Annotated in this window: 14 protein-coding genes and 1 pseudogene; 9 read left to right on the top strand and 6 right to left on the bottom strand. The window is 72.5% G+C overall.

All coding sequences use genetic code 11. The annotated features are described in order from the left end of the window. Nucleotides 1-21: 21 nt before the first annotated feature. Nucleotides 22-1,272: a cytochrome P450 gene (locus ACFYZ8_RS14635; protein ID WP_388532606.1), complete on the bottom strand. Its 1,251-nt coding sequence runs from the start codon at nucleotides 1,270-1,272 to the stop codon at nucleotides 22-24. Between the two features lie 127 nt (nucleotides 1,273-1,399). Between ACFYZ8_RS14635 and ACFYZ8_RS14630 the strand changes: the two genes are divergently transcribed. From ACFYZ8_RS14630 to ACFYZ8_RS14615, 4 genes and pseudogenes are all read left to right on the top strand, one after another. Then, complete coding sequence (locus ACFYZ8_RS14630; protein ID WP_388533744.1) at nucleotides 1,400-2,110, top strand: YqjF family protein; 711 nt, start codon at nucleotides 1,400-1,402, stop codon at nucleotides 2,108-2,110. Next, on the top strand, nucleotides 2,107-2,733 hold the full coding sequence (locus tag ACFYZ8_RS14625; protein WP_388532605.1) for a hypothetical protein: 627 nt from the start codon (nucleotides 2,107-2,109) through the stop codon (nucleotides 2,731-2,733). The genes ACFYZ8_RS14630 and ACFYZ8_RS14625 overlap by 4 nt, the downstream gene beginning before the upstream one ends. Nucleotides 2,734-3,049: 316 nt before the next feature. After that, complete coding sequence (locus ACFYZ8_RS14620; protein ID WP_388532604.1) at nucleotides 3,050-3,616, top strand: hypothetical protein; 567 nt, start codon at nucleotides 3,050-3,052, stop codon at nucleotides 3,614-3,616. Nucleotides 3,617-3,794: 178 nt separating this feature from the next. After that, nucleotides 3,795-4,249 (top strand): annotated as a pseudogene (locus ACFYZ8_RS14615) (PP2C family protein-serine/threonine phosphatase); the annotation flags it as partial. A gap of 20 nt (nucleotides 4,250-4,269) precedes the next feature. Here the strand turns inward: ACFYZ8_RS14615 and ACFYZ8_RS14610 are convergent. Continuing rightward, a complete protein-coding gene (locus ACFYZ8_RS14610; RefSeq protein WP_388533742.1) occupies nucleotides 4,270-6,156 on the bottom strand; it encodes an ABC transporter ATP-binding protein in 1,887 nt (628 codons plus the stop codon). A 150-nt stretch (nucleotides 6,157-6,306) separates the two neighbouring features. On the opposite strand from ACFYZ8_RS14610, the gene ACFYZ8_RS14605 reads away from it, so the two are divergent. Beyond that, nucleotides 6,307-7,281: a YbhN family protein gene (locus ACFYZ8_RS14605; protein WP_388532602.1), complete on the top strand. Its 975-nt coding sequence runs from the start codon at nucleotides 6,307-6,309 to the stop codon at nucleotides 7,279-7,281. 182 nt (nucleotides 7,282-7,463) lie between these two features. Then, nucleotides 7,464-8,549 (top strand): mechanosensitive ion channel family protein, encoded by a 1,086-nt coding sequence (locus ACFYZ8_RS14600; protein ID WP_388533740.1) that lies wholly within the window; start codon nucleotides 7,464-7,466, stop codon nucleotides 8,547-8,549. Nucleotides 8,550-9,314: 765 nt separating this feature from the next. Here ACFYZ8_RS14600 and ACFYZ8_RS14595 read toward each other — a convergent pair. After that, nucleotides 9,315-10,880, bottom strand: coding sequence for a M1 family metallopeptidase (locus ACFYZ8_RS14595; protein WP_388532601.1), 1,566 nt, complete (start codon nucleotides 10,878-10,880; stop codon nucleotides 9,315-9,317). Nucleotides 10,881-11,086: 206 nt separating this feature from the next. Between ACFYZ8_RS14595 and ACFYZ8_RS14590 the strand changes: the two genes are divergently transcribed. Together ACFYZ8_RS14590 and ACFYZ8_RS14585 are read left to right on the top strand one after the other, a co-directional pair. Then, nucleotides 11,087-13,306, top strand: a complete 2,220-nt coding sequence (locus ACFYZ8_RS14590) for an NADP-dependent isocitrate dehydrogenase (RefSeq protein ID WP_388532599.1) — start codon at nucleotides 11,087-11,089, stop codon at nucleotides 13,304-13,306. 189 nt (nucleotides 13,307-13,495) lie between these two features. Then, entirely contained in the window at nucleotides 13,496-14,272 is a 777-nt protein-coding gene (locus ACFYZ8_RS14585) for an N-formylglutamate amidohydrolase (protein WP_359031102.1), read from the top strand. A gap of 42 nt (nucleotides 14,273-14,314) precedes the next feature. Here ACFYZ8_RS14585 and ACFYZ8_RS14580 read toward each other — a convergent pair whose 3' ends face one another. From ACFYZ8_RS14580 to ACFYZ8_RS14570, 3 genes are read right to left on the bottom strand one after another with little or no spacing between them, the layout of a single operon-like run. Continuing rightward, the gene (locus ACFYZ8_RS14580) at nucleotides 14,315-14,809 is read right to left on the bottom strand and encodes a hypothetical protein (protein ID WP_388533739.1); all 495 of its coding nucleotides are present in this window, start codon (nucleotides 14,807-14,809) and stop codon (nucleotides 14,315-14,317) included. 5 nt (nucleotides 14,810-14,814) lie between these two features. Beyond that, nucleotides 14,815-15,390, bottom strand: coding sequence for a sigma-70 family RNA polymerase sigma factor (locus ACFYZ8_RS14575; RefSeq protein WP_359031101.1), 576 nt, complete (start codon nucleotides 15,388-15,390; stop codon nucleotides 14,815-14,817). A gap of 59 nt (nucleotides 15,391-15,449) precedes the next feature. Further along, the gene (locus ACFYZ8_RS14570) at nucleotides 15,450-16,877 is read right to left on the bottom strand and encodes a S8/S53 family peptidase (protein WP_388532597.1); all 1,428 of its coding nucleotides are present in this window, start codon (nucleotides 16,875-16,877) and stop codon (nucleotides 15,450-15,452) included. 148 nt (nucleotides 16,878-17,025) lie between these two features. Between ACFYZ8_RS14570 and ACFYZ8_RS14565 the strand changes: the two genes are divergently transcribed. After that, the gene (locus ACFYZ8_RS14565) at nucleotides 17,026-19,593 is read left to right on the top strand and encodes a CHAT domain-containing protein (protein WP_388533737.1); all 2,568 of its coding nucleotides are present in this window, start codon (nucleotides 17,026-17,028) and stop codon (nucleotides 19,591-19,593) included. Nucleotides 19,594-19,656 lie beyond the last annotated feature (63 nt).

The following is a 19,656-nucleotide window of genomic DNA, read 5'->3' as shown; positions in this document are numbered from 1 at the left end:
CCGGGTCGGTGACTCGCTGGCTCAGTGGGCCGCCGCAGGTACCCGCGCCGGGACGGCGTGGATGACGAACCCGCTGCGCACACGCGTCGGCATGCGGTTCAGGGGGATGCGCAGGTCCTGTTCGGGCACGTCGTACTCCAGGCGGGCCAGCCGCGGGCCGAGGGCCGCGATCAGCGCGACGGTGATGTCCTCGCCGGGGCAGCGGTGGCCGGTGGTCCGGTCCGCGCCGCCCTGCGGAACGAGTTCGTCGCGCTGCGGTGGCTGCCCCACGAAGCGCTGCGGGGCGAAGGCGTACGGCTCGTCCCACAGGTCGGGGTCGTGGTTCTGCCCGTACAGGTCGAGCAGGATCAGGGTGCCGGACGGGATCGGCTCCCCCCGCCAGTCCAGGTCGGTCACGGCCCGGCCGCCGAGGAAGGGCGCGAAGGGGTAGAAGCGCCGCAGTTCGTGGGCGAACGCCACGGCGTAGGCGGGGTCGTCCTCGCGCAGCCGGTCCTTGACACCGGGGGTGCGCAGGGCGTGACCGGCGTAGGAGACGAACCAGCACACGGCGACGGTGGGGCGGATGACGTTGAGCAGTTCGACCGCGGCTGTGTGCGGGTCCAGGAGCCGGCCGTCGACGTCCCGGTGGCGGACGATCACGTCCAGAGCCGATCCGGTCGGCGCCGTGGCGCCGCCCGCGCGGACCTCCTCGACCAGACCTGCCAGCCAGGCCTCACTGCGCGCCCGTGCCCGGCGGGCCCGCCAGTGGCGCGGTCCCGGCGTGGCGAAGCCGTCGACCATGGCGACCATGTCCCGGGCCGTGGCGTCCGCGTCGTCCAGGGGGACGCCGGCCCATCGGCAGACCCCCCGGGTGAGGATCCGGCTCGCCTCGTCGAACAGGACGACCGGGCGCTCGAACCACGACTGCACCGCCTCGTCCCACACCGCGGTGACGGAGTCGACCAACTCGGCCACCGCCTTCGGTCCGGTGAGCAGGGAGACGAACATCTCCTTGCGCCCGCGGTGGGCCTGTCCGTCCAGGGTGTGCACGGCTCCGTGGCCGAAGAGCGTGCTCAGCACCGGACCGGGGAGCGCCGTGCCGCGTTCCACGTGCCGTTCGTCGTAGAAGAAGCGCACCGCCTCCGGGCCGTGCAGGGCGACGGCGTGCTGTCCCATCAGCCGGGTGCGCACGAGCGGGGCGCCGGTACGGCCCCGGCGGTCGGGCAGCCAGGTGTATCCCTTGGCGAGGAGGGCGAGCGAGCTGTCGGCAAGGGGCGGACGACTCTGATTCATGGCGCCGCGAGTGCCCGCCACCCCCCTGCGGAAACGCCGCCCGGCCGTCCGTCAAGGAGCGGCCCGGCCCGACTGCCACGGTCCGCCCGGCGCGTTTCCGCCGTCCTCCGAGGGGGACCCGGCGATCGTGGTGGCCTACGGCGCGGAGCAGCGGGTTCGGGTGCCCGCCGTGCGGGCGCGCTGGCTCAGGCAGACGTTCGTCCACTGGCCGTTCCCGCCTGAGGCGGTGCAGGCCCTGCTGCCCCGGGAACTGGTCGTGGACGAGTACGACGGGGCCGCGTGGGTGGGTTTCACGCCGTTCGTGATGGCGGACGTGCGCCCCGGGGGCCTCCCGGCCGCGATACCCGGGCTCCCGACGTTCGCGGAGACCAACCTGCGCACCTATGTACGGCGCGAGGACGGCCGGGACGGGATCTGGTTCCTGTCCCTGGAGGTGGCCAGCCCGCTGATGCTGGCGGCTCGTGCCATCGGGGCGCCGTACAGCCTGGGCACCCTGCGCGTGACGACGAGCGGCGACACCGTGTCCTACGCGGGCTCGCGAGGGGCCGGCCGTGTCTCGTACCGCCTGAACGTCCGTCCCGGCGATCCCGTCCAGCCGACCGAGCGGGACGTGTGGCTGACCTCGCGCTGGCGTGCGTACACCCGGCGGCTGGGGCTCATCTGGGAGACGCCCGTGGAACACGAACCCTGGCCGCTGGCCGGTGCCGCCGTCGACGTGCTGGAGGAGACGCTGACGACCGCGGTGGGCCTGCCCGGGCCGCTCGACGAGCCCGTCGTGCACTACTCCCCCGGCGTCGAGCACGTCCGGCTGGGGCCCTCCCGGCCCCTCTTCGCATGACCGGGCGGGCGAGTGGCGGGCGGCTGCGCTTCGACGGCTGGATCGCCGGCCTCGGCACGGCCTCCGGGATCCGCGTCGTGCTGGGGCACTGGCCGCGGTCGCCGTTCGGACCGTTCAGCGACGTGATGCTGGAACGGCCCGACGGGGAACGGCTGTTGCTCGCTCCCACCGCGCGAACGGCGGATTTTGTCGGCGGCACCTACGTCTTCGACACCGTGCGCGTCGTGCCGGTCGGCGTGCGCGTCGCCGACGGGGCCTGGAGCGTCACGGCGGGGCCGCTGGAGCTGCGCTTCACCGCGGGCCGTCGGCGGCCCCTCGGACTGCTGCTGTGCGCGGTGCCCGGCGTACTGGCCCGGCAGCCGGCCTGGTGCACGTTCCTGTCCGTGCCCGCCCGGGTGCTGCTGCCCGGGGTGCGCACCCGTGGCAGCGCGCGAGCGGGCCGGCGTGAGTGGTACGGCGCCCGGGACCTGCGGCCGGTCCACGCCGTGTCGGGGGTCTTCGAGGGCGAGGCCCTCGGTGCGGCGGCCCCGGTCGTCCCGCCGGTGCGGTTCGGGTTCGGGTCCGTGCCGAGGCGGCCCTCGCTGACCAGGGTGACGACGACGGTGGCTGTGGAGCCCGGGTGAGGACGCGCGGCCTGGGGTGCCCGGCCGCCCGGACGAAGACAACGTCGTGGGTGGACCGCAGGGGCCTGCCCAGGCCCGCCGGATCGGATTGGGCGCCGGACATCCCCGGCACCACGAGCCCAGAAGCCGCGGGCGAGCGGAGTGCGCGGCGCCGGCCCGGACGCTCTCCTCCCGACCGCCGCCGACCTGTACCAAGGGGCCCAGTGGACGTACTACGGCGGCGACCTCGTGGAGGCGGGTCCGGCCGTGCTGATGTGGACCGGCCCGGCCGGGGAACTCGGAGGCCGTCACCGGACTCCGGCAGCCGGAGGGGATCATGAACACGACGGCACGGACCTCGCACGACGGCCCGACGCGCCACGAACGGCTGGTGATCTACCTCAACGACCACCTCGCCGGTGCGACGGCGGGCGTCGAGCTCGCCCGCCGCACGGCTGAGGAGCACCGCGGCTCGGCGTACGGCGAGACCCTGGAGAACCTGCGCAAGGAGATCACACAGGACCGGCTGGCCCTGGTGCGTCTCCTCGCCGACCTCGACGTCCCCGTCCGGCGCTACAAGGCGTACGGGGCGTGGCTGGGCGAGAAGGCGGCGCGGATGAAGCCCAACGGCCGTCTGCTGCGCCGCTCCGGGCTCTCCCTGCTGGTCGAGATCGAGGCGCTGCGGCTGGGAGCGCAGGGCAAGGCCTCGCTGTGGCGCGGGCTGCTCGCCGCGTCGGCCCAGGACTCCCGGCTGGACGCCGACCGGCTGGAGGAGCTGCTGCGCAGGGCGAGTCAGCAGATCAAGACCTTGGACGCCCTGCACGCGAGGGCCGCCACGGCACTGCTGTTCCCCATGGCGGAACCGGCGCCGGGAGCCTCGGCGGAGACGAACTCCTCGGCCTGACCTCGTCGGCCGCGGCCCGGTGCGGACGGGAGGCGGACGGGAGTGCGACAGGGGGCGCAGTGACGCCTGCCCGGGTGGCGGAGACGGCCCTCGTCAGTCTGGCGGATTCGGTCCCACCACAGTCTTCACCGTTCGGTTGCACTCTCAGCAAGCGGTCCCTCAGTGACTCCTTCGCCCGAAGATGGGCGGCGACGCCTTCGACCACGCCCTCAGCGGCAACCTCCTGCACCTGTCCGTGTTCGACGCGATGGGCCATGACACCACTTCGGGACCAGCCGGTACGTCACCGGCATCCTCGCCGACCTCGATCTCGACACGGGGCGCCTGAGCTGGATCAACCGCGGCCATCCGCTGCCGGTCGTCGTCAGCCGTCAGTAGCTGGAGCCGGGCGACCGGCTGCTGCTGTACACCGACGGGATCGTCGACGCCCGCAACGCCGAGGGGCAGTGGTTCGGCCGTGACCGGTTCGTCGACTTCGTCGTCCGCCACCGCTCCGGCCGCCGGACGCTGCACGAGACCCTGCGCCGGCTGATGCACGCGGTCCTCGACCACCACTGCGGCCGTCTCGAGGACGACGCCGCCGTCCTGCTCACCGAATGGCGGGCCGGCCACCAGGACCGGCTCGTCCCCTGACCCGGCGCCGCTTCCGGTTTCTACGCCACGGCGGTCTCCGTCGTCTCGCCGTCGTGTGCGGTGAACTGGGTGCGGTAGAGCTCCGCGTACCGGCCGTCGAGCGCGAGGAGTTCCTCGTGCGTGCCCCGTTCCACGATCCGCCCGTCCTCGACCACGAGGATCTGGTCGGCCGAACGGATCGTCGACAGGCGGTGGGCGATCACGATCGCCGTCCGGCCCTCCAGCGCCTCGGTGAGCGCCTCCTGGACGGCGGCCTCCGAGGTGTTGTCCAGGTGGGCGGTGGCCTCGTCGAGGATGACGACGCGCTGGCGGGCCAGGAGCAGGCGGGCGATGGTCATGCGCTGGCGTTCGCCGCCGGAGAGCCGGTAGCCGCGCTCGCCGACCACGGTGTCGAGGCCGTCGGGCAGGGACCGGACGAGAGCGTCGAGGCGGGAGCGGCGCAGGGCGTCCCACAGTTCGGTCTCGGTCGCCTCCGGGCGGGCCAGCAGCAGGTTCGCGCGGACGGTGTCGTGGAAGAGGTGGCCGTCCTGGGTGACCATGCCGAGGGTGGCCCGCAGGGAACCGGCGGTCAGATCGCGGACGTCGACGCCGCCGACGCGGACGGCGCCCTCGTCGACGTCGTAGAGCCGCGGCAGCAGTTGCGCGACGGTCGACTTGCCGGCGCCGGAGGAGCCGACGAGGGCGATCGTCTGGCCGGGTTCGGCGCGGAAGGAGACGCCGTGCAGGACCTCGGCGCCGCCGCGGGTGTCGAGGGAGGCGACCTCTTCCAGGGAGGCCAGGGAGACCTTGTCGGCGGAGGGGTAGCCGAAGCGGACGTCCGCGAACTCGACGGCGACCGGTCCCTCGGGGACCTCGCGGGCGTCCGGCTTGTCCTCGATCAGCGGCTTCAGGTCCAGTACCTCGAAGACCCGTTCGAAGCTGACCAGCGCGCTCATCACCTCGACGCGGGCGCCGGCCAGGGCGGTGAGCGGGGCGTACATGCGGGTCAGGAGCAGGGCGAGGGAGACCACGGCGCCCGGTTCCAGGCTGCCACGCAGGGCGAACCAGCCGCCGAGGCCGTAGACCAGGGCGAGGGCGAGCGCGGAGACCAGGGTCAGGGCGGTGATGAACACCGACTGGGCGGTGGCGGTCCGGACACCGATGTCGGCCACGCGGCGGGCCCGGGCCGCGAACTCCACGGACTCCTGTTCGGGGCGGCCGAAGAGCTTGACCAGGGTCGCGCCCGGCGCGGAGAAGCGTTCGGTCATCCGGGTGCCCATGGCCGCGTTGAGGGTGGCCGCCTCCCGCTGCATCCGGGCCATTCTGCTGCCCATCCGGCGGGCCGGGATCACGAACAGCGGGAGCAGCGCGAGCGCGAGCAGGGTGATCTGCCAGGACAGGGTGAGCATCACCACAAGGGTCAGCAGCAGGGTGACCAGGTTGCTGACCACGCCCGACAGGGTGTTGCTGAAGGCGCGCTGGGCGCCGATGACGTCGTTGTTGAGACGGGAGACGAGCGCTCCCGTACGAGTGCGTGTGAAGAACGCGACCGGCATGCGCTGCACATGATCGAACACAGCCGTGCGCAGATCGAGGATGAGTCCCTCCCCGAGCGTGGCCGACAGGCGCCGGGCGAGGATGCCGAGCGCGGCCTCCACGACCGCGATGAGGGCGATGAGCAGGGCGAGCCGTACGACCTTGCCCTCGTCGTCGCCCGACACGATCGCGTCGACGACCTTGCCGGCCAGCACGGGCGTGGCCACGGCGAGGAGCGCGGTCGCCACCCCGAGCACGACGAAACGGGCGATTCGGGTACGGTGCGGGCGGGCGAAGGCGCCGATGCGGCGCAGCGTCGCGCGGGCGAACGGGCGGCGCTCCTGCTCGGCGTTCATGACACTGTGCAGCTGTGTCCAGGCTGTGGTCTCCATGCTCATGGGAGAGAACTTAGAACCTCAAGCGTTGTCGAGGTCAACGCCCGGACCTCGACCGCTCGACCGAAGGACTCGATGACCGTACGTAAGACCCTGGTCCCGCTCCCGCAACACGCCGTTGGCGCGGCGGGGAAAACCTCTCCGGGTGTGACAGCGGTAGAACTCCCCCAGGGACGCCCTCCCCAGCGCCTCCCCGTCCGCCGTATCCGCCAGATCCTGTGTCTGGTCCCGCTCCTGCTGGTCACCGTGATCGCGGTGCGGCACCGGTCCGTGCTCGCCGAGGGCTTCGGACATCTCCGGCACGCCCAGTGGCCGTGGCTGCTGGCCGCGGTCGGTGCCACCTGTCTGACCTGGGTGGCCGCCTCCTTCACCCGGCAGGGCGCCGTGGTGGAACGGCTGCCCCGGCGGCGGCTGCTGGCCACGCAGTTCGCGGCGGGCGCCGCCAACCACCTGCTGCCGACGGGTCTCGGTGCGGGGGCGGTGAACCTGCGTTTCATGACCGTGTGCGGGATCCCGCTCGCCCGCTCCTCGGCCGCGCTCGCCCTGTACATGCTGGCGGAGTCGGTCGGCCGGCTCGCCCTGCTGGCCACGCTCCTCGTCGTCTTCCCGGACGCGCTGCGACTCGGCACGCTGCTGCCGGACACCGCGGTCGGCCCGCTGCTGCTGGGTCTGGGCGCGGTGCTGGTGCTCGCGGTGGCCGTCCTCACCGGCGTCCGCCGGGTGCGCACGGCGGTGGCCTCCTTCCTGCGGACCGCGCTGTGCGAGGCCCGCTCGGTGCACACCCGGCCGTCCCGGGCGCTGGCCCTGTGGGGCGGCTCACTCGCCTTCCCGGCGCTCCAGGCGGCGGGACTGGCGGCGGTGGGGCAGGCGCTCGGGCTGCCAGTGCCGCCCGTCCACATGGCGCTCGCGTATCTGGCGGCGACCTGCGCGGTGGCCCTGGTCCCCACGCCGGGCGGGGTCGGCTCGGTCGAGGCGGCCCTGGTGGTGGCGCTGGTCGCGGCAGGCGGCCCGGCGGCCGTGGCCACGGCGGTGGTGCTCGCCTACCGGATCATCACGGTCTGGGTGCCGCTGGTGCCGGGCGCGCTGACGCTGGGCGCGCTGGTGCGGCTGAAGGTCATCTGACCTCGCGCCGAGGGCATCGTCCGAAACTCGGCGATCCGGCACCCGGCGGGTACGAACTCCCGTAGCGGATACGGCAGGATGAGCGGTCGCGTCGGCCACGGAACCTTCACGCGGTGGACGCGATCGCACATCCCGCAATTCGAACAGGTGGCAATGTGACGGCATTTCAACGGGATCTCACCATGGACGACCTGGTCGGCGCCGGCATCGCCGGGGTGGCGGGCCTCGTGGCGGCGTTCCTGCTGCGCATGCTGCTCAAGTGGCTGGGCAAGCACGCGGATCGCACCAAGTGGGGCGGTGACGACGTCATCGTGGCCGCGCTGCGGACCGTGGTGCCCTCGGCGGCGATCGCGGGCGGTGTCGCCGTCGCCGCGGCGGCGCTGCCGCTCACGAAGGGGGTTCAGCGGACCGTCAACCAGGTGCTGACCGTGCTGCTGATCTTCGTCGTGACGGTGGCGGCGGCCCGGCTGGTCGCGGGGCTCGTGCGCACGGTCACCACGTCCCGCTCCGGGGTCGCCGGGTCCGCCACGATCTTCGTCAACATCACGAGGGTGCTGGTCCTGGCGATCGGCTTCCTGGTCGTGCTCCAGACCCTCGGCATCTCCATAGCGCCCATGCTCACCGCCCTGGGTGTCGGCGGTCTCGCGGTCGCGCTGGCCCTCCAGGACACGCTCGCCAACCTCTTCGCGGGCATCCACATCCTCGCCTCCAAGACGGTCCAGCCCGGCGACTACATCCGGCTGGCCAGCGGCGAGGAGGGCTACGTCGAGGACATCAACTGGCGCCAGACGACAGTCCGCGCGCTCTCCAACAACCTGATCGTCGTCCCCAACGGCGAGCTCGCCAAGACGAACATGACCAACTTCATGCGTCCCGAGCAGCAGTTGACGATCCTGGTGCAGGTCGGGGTGGCGTACGACAGCGATCTGGAGCACGTCGAGCGGGTCACCTGCGAGGTCGTCACCGAGGTCATGACGCGGGTCGAGGGCGCGGTCCCCGACCACGAACCGCTGGTCCGCTTCCACACCTTCGGCGACTCCCGGATCGGCTTCACGGTCATCCTGGGCGTGGGCGAGTTCAGCGACCAGTTCCGCATCAAGCACGAGTTCATCAAGCAGCTGCACAAGCGGTACCGCGAGGAGGGCATCCGGATCCCGGCGCCGACGCGAACCGTGGCGCTCCAGCAGGGCTCGGTGTCGATCCCGCACCAGCGGGGCGCGCAGACGGCGATCGAGCCGGGTGAGGTGTCCTCCGCCCGACTCGACTAGGTCATGCCTTACGGCCCGGCCCGGCGACGAGCCAGGCCCGGGCCGGGCTCACACGGGGGCGTCTGCCGGGTGCCTCGTATGGGGGCGCCTGTCGGGTGCCTCGCACGGGGCACCTGTCGGCCGCCCCGCACGACCGGGGCGGGGCCCGCGACCGGGACACAGCTCGAACAGCTCTGGCCGGACCCGCCGCCGAAGCACGACCCGAACGACCGGAGCACGCCGAGCACCCGGCACGACCGGCACCCGGCACCCGGCAACGCATGGGAACCCGATCGCCCACCCCACCCAGCCCGCGGCCTAGACACAGCCCGAACGGCGGGATCCGGACCCGCGGCCGAAGCACGCCCCATGCAGCCGGCCCACGCCGGACGTCTGACACAACGACGCCCAGCGACATACGGCTGCCCGCTCACGCGCCGCGCCCAACCAGAGCCGGACCCGTGGCCACGACAGCCCGGCGGGACGGGGCCCGGCCAGCCGCCGGGACACGGCTCGAACGGCCCGCGTGCCCCGAGCGTCCGGGACGGCGGCACCCGGCAACGCACGGGGGCCCGATCGCCTACCCCGGACCCTCCGCCGAAGTACGCCCGGTGCAGTCGGCCTGCGCCAGACGTCAGGACCATCGGCGCCCGGCGACAACGGCGACCCCACTCACCTACCGTGCCCGGCCAATGGCCACGACCCAGCCCGAACGGCCGGCGTGGGCCGAGTGTCCGGCACGTGGCCGCCCGGGCGGACCAGGAACCTCGGCCCCGCCGCGGTCGGCTACAGGGTGGCCGAGTTGTCGTGCGGGGCGCTCGGACGGTTCTGCGGCTGGCGCAGGGCCGAACTCGCCGGCGTCACCGTCCAGTCCGGGTGACCGGGCATCCTCGGGGTCTTGGTGCCGTAGAGCCAGTCCCGCAGAAAGCCGGACTGGTCCGTGCCCGAGACCTCCGAGGCTACGGCGATGTAGTCGGCGGTCGATGCCGAGGCGTTGCGGAAGCGCTCCAGGAAGGTGGACTCGATCACGGCGAAGACCGACTCGCCGACCTGCTGGCGCAGCGCGTACAGGACGAGGACGCCGCCGAGGTAGCGCTGGCTGTCGAAGAGGTTGGCCTCGTTCGGGGCGGCGACCGGGCCGGAGGTCTTGCGCCACTGGTCGCCGCGCGCGTACGTGTCCTTCATGCGGGCTTCCATGGTGGTGAGGCCGAGGGAGTCGGTCCAGCCGCGCTCGTACCGGTACAGCAGCCCGTAGAAGTCGGCGTGCCCCTCGTTGAGCCACAGGTCGGACCAGGTCGCCGGGCTCACGCTGTTGCCGAAGTAGGAGTGGACCAGCTCGTGCATCATGTGCGAGCCGATGCTCTTCTCCGCCTGCAGCAGGAAGTTCGGCTTGTACAGGGTGAGGGTCTGGGTCTCCAGGCCCGTGAAGTCGAAGGCGTTCGAGGCGTCGTTGTTGCACGGCAGCAGGCCGTACGTCTCGAACGGGAAGGCCCCGAGCCGCTGCTCGAGCCAGCTCACCAGGTTCGGGGTGAGGGCGAGGGCGGGCTCCAGGGCGGCGGCCCGGGCGGTCGGGACGACGTCCCGGAGCGGGAGTCCGTGCGGGCCCTGCCGGTCCTTGATGACGTAGTCGCCGACCGTGATCTGCACGATCTCGGTGGCGATGGGCTCCCGGGACCGGTAGCAGTACGCGGTCCGGCCGTCGCCGAGATCCTCGGTGCTGACCAGGTGACCGCCGGCGACGCCCTTGAGCCCGGCCGGGACGGTGATGCGGAAGGTGAAGTCCGCCTTGTCCGAGGGGTGGTCGTTGCAGGGGAAGACGGTGTGCGCCGCGTTGGGCTGGGGGCAGATCGCGAAGCCGTCCGGGGTGGGCACCCAGGCGGTGGGCGTGAGGGCGGCGCGCGGGTCCGCCGTGTACGTCACGGTGACGGTCGCCGTGGTCTGTGCGGCCAGCGGGGTCGCCGGGGTGATCCGCAGCTTCTCCCCGGCCTGCTCCCGGGCGGCCGGGACGCCGTCCAGCAGCACCTCGTGCACGTCGAGGCCCAGCGCGTCCAGGGAGAGGCGGCTCAGCTCCTGGGTGGTGGTGACCGTCAGGGTCGCCGTCGCGTCGACGAGCCGGGTCGTGGCGTCGTACGCGAGGTCGAGGTGGTAGGCGGAGACGCGGTAGCCGTCGTTGCCGAGGCCCGGGAAGACGGGATCCCCGAGAGTCTCCGGGCCAGGAGCGGCGGTCTCCGGGGTGGCGGTCTCCGGGCCGGTGGCGGCCTTCGGGGCCGCGTGCGCCGGGGCGGCGACGGACAGGGCCGCCACGGAGCCGAGCAGCGCTGCCGGGGCCGTCACTCTGGTGCGATATCTCATGGTCTGCTTTCCCTCGGGCGGCCGGTCGGTCGGCTCCGGCCGTCGGATGACTGCGATCAACGTGCATGACCACAAGATCGGAGGGTTCGGTTGCCTCGGGGGATGCGCGGGATCTTCGGAAGCAGTCGAGGACCGCTGTCGAGCCCGGCTCGATCACGAGATATCTTGATGTCGAGCAATGTTGCAGACGTGGAGCGGAGCACCCGGTGACTGACTCGACCATCATCTATACGCACACTGACGAGGCCCCGGCCCTGGCGACGTATTCCTTCCTGCCGGTGGTCCAGGCGTACGCCTCGCAGGCGGGTGTCTCCGTGGAGACGCGGGACATCTCGCTGGCCGGGCGGATCATCGCCGTGTTCCCGGAGTACCTGACCGAGGACCAGCGGATCCCGGACGCCCTGCACGAGCTGGGCGAGCTGGCGAAGACGCCCGAGGCCAACATCATCAAGCTGCCGAACATCTCGGCGTCGATCCCGCAGCTCAAGGCCGCCGTCGCCGAGCTGCAGGCCCAGGGTTACGCGCTGCCGGACTACCCGGACGACCCGAAGACCGACGAGGAGCGGGACATCCAGGCCCGCTACGACAAGGTCAAGGGCTCCGCCGTGAACCCGGTCCTGCGTGAGGGCAACTCCGACCGCCGCGCCCCCGCCTCGGTCAAGAACTACGCCAAGAACCACCCGCACCGCATGGGCGCCTGGTCCTCGGACTCGAAGACCAACGTGGCGACCATGGGCGTGGACGACTTCCGCTCCACCGAGAAGTCCGTCGTGATCTCCGAGGCCGGCTCGCTGCGGATCGAACTGGTCGGCGACGACGGCTCCACCACCGTGCTGCGCGAGTCCGTACCGGTCCTCGAGGGCGAGGTCGTCGACGCGTCGGTGCTGCACGTGGCCCCGCTGCGGGAGTTCCTCACCGCGCAGATCGCCCGCGCCAAGGCGGAGGACGTGCTGTTCTCCGTGCACCTCAAGGCCACGATGATGAAGGTCTCGGACCCGATCATCTTCGGTCACGTGGTGCGCGCGTTCTTCCCGAAGACCTTCGCGCAGTACGGCCCCACGCTCGCCGCGGCCGGCCTGACCCCGAACGACGGTCTGGGCGGCATCTACAAGGGCCTGGAGTCCCTGCCCGAGGGCGCCGAGATCAAGGCGTCCTTCGACGCCGAGCTCGCCGAGGGCCCGGCCCTCGCGATGGTCGACTCCGACAAGGGCATCACCAACCTGCACGTGCCGTCCGACGTGATCGTGGACGCCTCGATGCCGGCCATGATCCGCACCTCGGGTCACATGTGGGGCCCGGACGGCCAGGAGGCCGACACCCTCGCGGTCCTGCCGGACTCGTCGTACGCCGGTGTCTACCAGGCCGTGATCGAGGACTGCCGTGCCAACGGCGCCTACGACCCCTCGACCATGGGCTCGGTGCCGAACGTCGGCCTGATGGCGCAGAAGGCTGAGGAGTACGGCTCCCACGACAAGACCTTCGAGATCCAGACCACCGGCACGGTCCGCCTCGTCGACCAGAACGGCAACGCCGTCATCGAGCAGACGGTCTCCGCCGGCGACATCTTCCGCGCCTGCCAGACCAAGGACGCCCCGATCCGCGACTGGGTGAAGCTGGCCGTCACCCGCGCCCGCGCCACCGGGAACCCGGCCGTGTTCTGGCTGGACGAGACCCGCGCGCACGACGCCAACCTGATCGCCAAGGTCAACGCGTACCTGCTGGAGCACGACACCGAGGGCCTGGACATCCGGATCCTCAACCCGGTCGAGGCGACCAAGCTGTCGGTGGAGCGCATCCGGCGCGGCGAGGACACCATCTCGGTGACCGGCAACGTCCTGCGTGACTACCTCACCGACCTCTTCCCGATCCTGGAGCTGGGCACCAGCGCCAAGATGCTGTCGGTGGTCCCGCTGATGGCGGGCGGCGGTCTGTTCGAGACGGGCGCCGGCGGTTCCGCGCCGAAGCACGTCCAGCAGCTGGTCAAGGAGGACTACCTGCGCTGGGACTCCCTCGGTGAGTTCTTCGCGCTGGTCCCCTCCCTGGAGCAGTACGCCGACTTCACGGGCAACTCCCGCGCGAAGGTCCTGGCCGACACCCTGGACCGCGCCACGGCGACCTTCCTCAACGAGGACAAGTCCCCCACCCGTCGCGTCGGCGGCATCGACAACCGCGGCAGCCACTTCTACCTGTCCCTGTACTGGGCCCAGGAGCTGGCCGCGCAGACCGACGACGCGGACCTGGCCAAGGCCTTCGCCCCGCTCGCCGAGACGCTCGCCGCGAACGAGCAGAAGATCGTCGGCGAGCTGAACGCCGTCCAGGGCAAGCCGGCCGACATCGGCGGCTACTACCAGCCCGACCCGGCCAAGGCCGCGAAGGTCATGCGCCCGTCGACGACCTGGAACGAGCTTCTGGCGTCCCTGAGCTGACGCAGACCCGCTTCGTCATCCCGCCCCGGTCGGCTTCTGCCCGGCCGGGGCGGTGTCGTGTCCGGAGGGTGTCCGGGCCCCCTGAGGCCGCCGGGACCGGGACGGCTCACCGGGAGCTCACCCGCCGGTTGCTGATGTTCATGCTGAGATGGTGCACCACGCCACTGACAACGCCCCGGGAGCAGCCGTATGCCCTCGTTCGACCTCCTGCCCGGCGCCGGGGAATCACCCGTGATCCTCCATGTGCCGCACTCCTCCCGGGAGATACCGGACGACGTACGAGCCGGGATCGTGCTGGACGATTCCGCGCTGGAGCGGGAGCTCGATCACCTCGTGGACGCGCACACCGCGGAGCTCGCCGAGGAGGCGGCCCGGCTGGCCCGAACGGCACCGTGGCGGTTCGTGAACCGGCTCTCGCGGCTGGTCGTCGATCCCGAGCGGTTCCCGGACGAGCGGGAGGAGATGCTCGCCGTCGGGATGGGGGCCGTCTACACGAAGACCACGGGGCGGGAGGAGCTGCGGCCCGCGGACACCGACCCCGAGCCGCTCATCGCACGCTACTTCCGGCCGTACGCCCGGGCGATGACCGAGGCCGTCGCCGAGCGGCTGGACGCCGTCGGGCGGGTCGTCGTCATCGACGTGCACTCCTATCCCAGCGCACCGCTGCCCTACGAGTTGCACGGCGCGGGGGCGCGGCCGCCGGTCTGTCTCGGTACCGATTCCTTCCACACGCCACCCGAACTGCTCGCCGCGGCGCGGGAGGCGTTCGGGGAGGTCGGGCTGGACAGTCCGTTCAGTGGGACGTACGTGCCGCTGGAGTTCTACGGCCGCGATCCCCGGGTGAGCGCCCTGATGGTGGAGATCCGGCGGGACACGTACATGACGGAGCCGGGCGGTCCCGCCGGGCCGGGGATCCGCAAGCTGGCGCGGGCACTCGCCGCTCTGGTGGACGCCCTGGTCGGGTAGACCACCACCCGCCTCGCGGTTCCGACGCGGTGACCGCGCGGTTCAAACCGTCAGCCAGTCGGTGACGATCACCCCTTCGCCGGTCCGCAGCCGTAGCGCGAACGGGCCGGCCGGGGACGCCTCGTAGGTGAAGCGGCCCATGTCGTCGGTCGTGAGCGGCGAGCCCGCCTGCGGACCGCTGAGCACCTCGATCCGGGCCGTCTGGGGTGGCAGCACCTGTCCCATGAGGCCCTGCGGGGTGAGTTCGACGTCGACCGTCACCTCGCCCGCGTGGAAGGTCAGCATCCGCGGCGCCCCCGTCGCTCCCCTGACCGGGAGGGCGTCCACCACCGAGTCGAAGGTCAGCTCGGCGATCCGGCTGTCCAGGTCGTGCAGCGCGAACGCCTCGACGGCGGTCTGCCGCAGGGCGGGCGGTACCGGGTCCAGGATGGCCGTGGCCCGCCGGAGCTCCTCCTCCAGCAGTTCCAGGGCGAACTCCTCGTCGGGCAGCGCCTCTTCGCCGAAGTCGAGGAGGTCGTCGCCGAGGTCGTCGTTCATGTCGCTCATACCGCACCCCGTGCTTCGAGCCGTGCCCGCAGCCGCCTCAGGCAGCGCTGGCGCAGTGGTCCGATACTGCCCACCGCGATCCCGAGGGCGGCGGACACCTCCTGGTAGCCCGGCTTCGGCGAGGCCATCAGTATGCGCAGCAACTGCCGGCAGCGGTCGCCGAGTTCCTCGAACTCCTGCCACAGGTACCGCACGCGCTCGCTCTGGGCCGCGGCCTCCTCCGAGTCGATGAACGACTGCTCGGGCGTACGGTCCTCGCTGATCCGGTCCAGGAGCTGCGGATCGTCCGTGACGGTCAGCCGCCTCAGGCTCTTGAGCACCTTCAGGCACTCGTGGCGCGCGGTGCTCGCCAGCCAGGACTTGGCCTTGTCGGGTTCGCGGATCCGCCCGAGGTGCTGGGCGAAGCGGAACCACACGGTCTGGTACACCTCGTGCGCGTCGGCGTCGGAGAGCCGGTGCGCGCGCACCACCGCCCATACCAGTGGGCTCAGCCCTTCCACGAGCGCTTTCCAGGCCGCCGCGTCACCGTCGACGGCGGACTGGACCAGCACACCGACATCTGCTCGGTCCACGGTCCCACCCCTCGTGTACGGCAAGTCATCGTACGCCGTGGAGGGGACCGTTCCGGCCCTCATGTGCCGACCGGGCGCTGCACGACCGGCACCGGGCGCCAGCCGGCCGGCTTCAGCGCCGGTACGTGCGCCCCGCGCACTTCGGCGAACCGGGTGTTCCCGGCGAGCAGTTGCCGGCGGGCGGCACGCGGGTCGGTCTCCTTGTCCGCGGTCATGTGGGCGGCGACCAGACCGGCGACGACCGGGGTGGCGAAGGAGGTGCCGCTCCAGTGCGCGTATCCCTCGAACATCACCTGGTCCGGCTTGGCGATGGTGCCGGCCTCGCTCAACACGCCGACGTGGGACGGGGACTGGCAGGTGCACACGTAGGTGAAGCCGTACCGGCAGGCCTCGTACGTGGAGTGCTGGTAGAGGTAGGGCACCGGCGCGTCGAAGCCGGTGAGGGTGCTGGTGAGGCGCTCTCCGGGGGCGTACACCTTCACCCAGGAGCCGTGGTTGCTGAAGCAGGCGCCGAACTCGCCGTCGCCGCGCAGCGCGCCGACCGACAGGACGGAGTCCCGGTGGTCGGGCAGGTCGGCGTAGGCGGCGGGCCAGAAGGGGGTGGCGCTGGCGTTGTTGCCGGCCGCGGCGACCAACAGGGTGTCGTGGGCGCGCAGTTCCTCCATGAACGCGTCCATGCCGAGCAGTCCGTCGGTGCGGCCGTTGGAGGTGCCCGCGGAGAGGCTGATGATGTCGGGCCAGCCGTCGGCGACGGCCTCGAAGAGTTTGTCGCCGAGCTCGGACTCCAGGATGGCGCCCGCGTCGTTGAGGGTGCTGCGCACGGTGATGTCGGTGTTGGGCGCGACGGCCGCGAGGACGCCCGCGATGAACGTGCCGTGGCCGACGTACTGGAGGAGGTTGCCGGACCCGTCGGTCTCGGTGCCGTGCAGGTCGCCCTCGACGTGGGCGAGCAGCGGGACGAGCGCGTGGTCGTGGGTGAGGCCGTTGTCGACGACGAGGACGCCGACGGCGGTGTCGGCGTCGTAACCCGCCTCTGCGGGGGCTGGGTTGGTGCCCTGGCTGAGCGAGGCGGGTACGGGCTCGTCGCCGGGGCAGGAGTTGACCGCGATCGACACCACGTGGTTGCGGCTGACCAGGCGGTGTCCTGCGCGTCCCTCGCGTTCGCTCATGGCGCGCAGGGCGTGGGTGACCGCACGGTCGCCGCGGTGGTCGCCGTGGCCCGGGTCGCCGACCCTGATCCGGGTGATGCCCGAGCGGTTGGTCTCGGGGCTGTCCCGCTGTACGTAGTCGCCGGTCAGACCGGTCGCCTCGGTGAAGTGGGTGCGGACGGTCTCCTCGACGAGCGCCGCGTCGCGGCCGTCGCGGGCGAGGACCACACCCTTCTCGTAGATGAACTCCGAGGCGTCGTCCGGTCCCAGGGCCAGCGGGACATCGGGCATGGAGCGCTGGATCTGGTCGAACTGCTCGTGGAATCGCTGAGGTGCCATGGCGTGTCCTCCCACTGGGCCGGCGGTCGTCAGTCAGAGCCGCGGGACCGTTGATTGATACAGCGTCAAACCGGTGTGGCCTGCCACCCGGGCCACTACCATCCTTTGAGTGACAGCGGGAAGCGACCAGGTTCTCGAACTGCTGCCGATGGTGTTCGCCGCCCCCAACCAGGCGCTGGCGAGGGCAGAGGAAGTACTCGGCGCGGATCCCTCACCACTGCACGCCTCCGTCGCCCACCAGGTCATCGGCATCTGGCAGCGGGACTGGGGCGACATGCGGATCGCCCTGGACCATCTGCGCCGGGCCCGCGATCTCGGCGCGCGCTCGGAGTCGGCCGACCGGGAGGCGGACGCGTTGGCCGCGCTCGGGGTGGCCCTGGTGCACGCGGGGCGCACCCGGCAGGGACTGGAGTCGCTGGAGCGGGGCGTCGCGGTCAGCAGCGGGCACACCAGGGCGCAGGTCCTGTTCCGGCGGGCGTACGCCTCGTGGGTGCTGGGGCGCCACCGGGCGGCGCTGGAGGACGTACGGCGGGCGGTTCCGGTGCTGCGGCAGGCGGACGACGTGATCTGGACCGCGCGGGCGCTGACCCTGCGGGCCACCGTGCATCTGGCGCTCGGGGCGGTGGAGCGGGCGGACGCCGACTTCACGGCGGCGGAGGCGCTGTGGGACACCACGGGCCAGGAGCACGACAAGGCCGACGCGGTGGAGAGCCGGGGGCTGGCCGCCTACCGGTCGGGGGACGTTCCCGCCGCGCTGCGGCTGCTCGACGAGGCACAGGAGCGGTACGCCAAGCTCGGCACGCCGACGTACATGCTCACGATCCGGCGCTGCGAGGTACTGATGGCCGCGGGGCTGGCCCGGGAGGCGCTCGCGGAGGCGGACGCGGCGATCAAGGTGCTCGACGGGCTCGGCGGACAGTCCACCCTCAAGGCGGAACTGCTGCTCGCCGCCGCGCGGGCGGCCCGGCTGGAGGGGGACGCGCACACCGCGATCGCGCGCGCCGACATGGCCGTACGGCTGTTCGCGGGGCAGCGGCGCACCTGGTGGGAGACGCATGCCCGGCTGGTGCTGATCGAGGCGCGGGTCGCCGCCGGGCGCGGCTCGGGGCGGCTGGTCGCGGACGCGGCCGCGGTCGCCGACCGGCTGGCCTCCTTCGGCGCCCCGGCCGCCCCGGAGGCCTCGCTGCTGGCGGGCCGGATCGCGCTCGGCCTGGGGTGGCGGGAGGACGCCCGGCGGCATCTGGAGGTGTCCGCCCGCAGCCGGCACAGCGGGCCGCCGCTGGCGCGGATGACGGGATGGGCGGCGCGGGCGCTGTGGGCGCGGGCGATGGGGTCCGACCGAGGCGTGCTGGAAGCCTGCCGTCGTGGTCTGGACGTGCTCGACGAGCACCGTACGACCCTCGGCGCCTCGGAACTGCGGGCCCGGGCCACCGCGCAGGGCGCCGAACTCGCCGGTCTCGCCGCGCGGGCCTCGCTCGCCTCGGGCGGGCCGCGGCGGCTGCTGGTGTGGAGCGAGCGCTGGCGGGCCACCGTGCTGTCCGCGCCGCCGACCCGCCCGCCGGCCGACCCCGCGCTGCTCAGCGACCTCACCGCCTTCAGGGAGATAGCGGCCCGCGCGGAGGCGGCACAGAGGGAGGGCCGTCCGGTGCCCACGCTGGAGCGTGAACAGCGGCGCCTGGAACGGGAGATCCGCTCCCGGACCCTCCACATGCGCGGCGACGCTCCCGGTGACGGCTACCGGTTCGACCCGGCGCGGCTGCTCGAACGGCTCGGTGACGAGGTACGGCTGGTCGAACTCGCCGTGCTCGACGGGCGGGTCCAGGTGCTGCTGTGCGCGCAGGGGCGGGTGCGGCGGTTCGAGGGCGGGCTGCTGGCCGACGCCGAGCGCGAGGCCGAGCATGTCCAGGCGGGTCTCCGGCGACTGGCCCACCCGGGGGCGGAGGCCCGGCTTCCGGTGGTGGCGGCGGCCGGGCGGCGGCTGGAGGAGCTGCTGCTCGGTCCGGCCGCTGCGCAGCTCGGCTCCGGACCGCTCGTGGTGGTGCCGCCGGGGCGGCTGCACCGGGTGCCGTGGGCGTTGCTGCCCTCGCTGCGGGAGCGGGTGTTCAGCGTGTCGCCGTCGGCGAGCAGCTGGCTGCGCGCGCGGGAGACGGCGCCACCGCCGGGGGGCCGTCAGGTGCTCGTCCGCGGGCCCGGCCTCGCGACCGGGGGCGCCGAGGTGCCCGAACTGGCCGGACGCCATGGCTCCGCGACCGTCCTGGAGCACGACGAGGCGCGCGTGGAGCGGGTGTTGGAGGAACTGGACGGGGCGGCGCTGGCGCACATCGCCGCGCACGGCACCTTCCGTGCGGACAGCCCGCTGTTCTCGTCGTTGCGGATGGCCGACGGGCCGCTGATCGTCCATGACTTCGAGCGCCTGGACCGCAGCCCGTACCGGATCATCCTGTCCTGCTGCGACACGGCGAGGTTCGCCTCGGTCGGCGCGGACGAACTGCTCGGCCTGGTCACCGCGCTGCTGCCCCTCGGCACCGCGGGGGTGGTGGCATGCAGTGCGCCCGTCAACGACGAGGCCGTGGTGCCGTTGATGCTCGCGCTGCACAAGGGGCTCAGTGCGGGGGCGTCGATGGCGGAGGCGCTGCGGGACGCGCGGGGTTCGCTGCCGGGGGACTCGGTGCATCAGGCGACGGGGTGGGCGTTCTCGGCGTTCGGGGCGGCGTGAGAGGTGCCTCCCGGTGGTGCGGGTGAGGTGTGGAGCGGCCTGACCCCTCCCCCGAATACTGGG

It is taken from the genome of Streptomyces sp. NPDC001668, from assembly GCF_042893155.1.
Lineage (GTDB): Bacteria > Actinomycetota > Actinomycetes > Streptomycetales > Streptomycetaceae > Streptomyces.
This window is presented reverse-complemented; position numbering and strand designations above follow the sequence as displayed.

Excerpts from the sequence above, each read along its gene's own strand:
- ACFYZ8_RS14635 (WP_388532606.1), bottom strand. The coding sequence starts at position 1,272 with ATGAATCAGAGTCGTCCGCCCCTTGCCGACAGCTCGCTCGCCCTCCTC.
- ACFYZ8_RS14625 (WP_388532605.1), top strand. The coding sequence starts at position 2,107 with ATGACCGGGCGGGCGAGTGGCGGGCGGCTGCGCTTCGACGGCTGGATC.
- ACFYZ8_RS14620 (WP_388532604.1), top strand. The coding sequence starts at position 3,050 with ATGAACACGACGGCACGGACCTCGCACGACGGCCCGACGCGCCACGAA.
- ACFYZ8_RS14610 (WP_388533742.1), bottom strand. The coding sequence starts at position 6,156 with ATGGAGACCACAGCCTGGACACAGCTGCACAGTGTCATGAACGCCGAG.
- ACFYZ8_RS14600 (WP_388533740.1), top strand. The coding sequence starts at position 7,464 with ATGGACGACCTGGTCGGCGCCGGCATCGCCGGGGTGGCGGGCCTCGTG.
- ACFYZ8_RS14595 (WP_388532601.1), bottom strand. The coding sequence starts at position 10,880 with ATGAGATATCGCACCAGAGTGACGGCCCCGGCAGCGCTGCTCGGCTCC.
- ACFYZ8_RS14585 (WP_359031102.1), top strand. The coding sequence starts at position 13,496 with ATGCCCTCGTTCGACCTCCTGCCCGGCGCCGGGGAATCACCCGTGATC.
- ACFYZ8_RS14580 (WP_388533739.1), bottom strand. The coding sequence starts at position 14,809 with ATGAACGACGACCTCGGCGACGACCTCCTCGACTTCGGCGAAGAGGCG.
- ACFYZ8_RS14570 (WP_388532597.1), bottom strand. The coding sequence starts at position 16,877 with ATGGCACCTCAGCGATTCCACGAGCAGTTCGACCAGATCCAGCGCTCC.
- ACFYZ8_RS14565 (WP_388533737.1), top strand. The coding sequence starts at position 17,026 with ATGGTGTTCGCCGCCCCCAACCAGGCGCTGGCGAGGGCAGAGGAAGTA.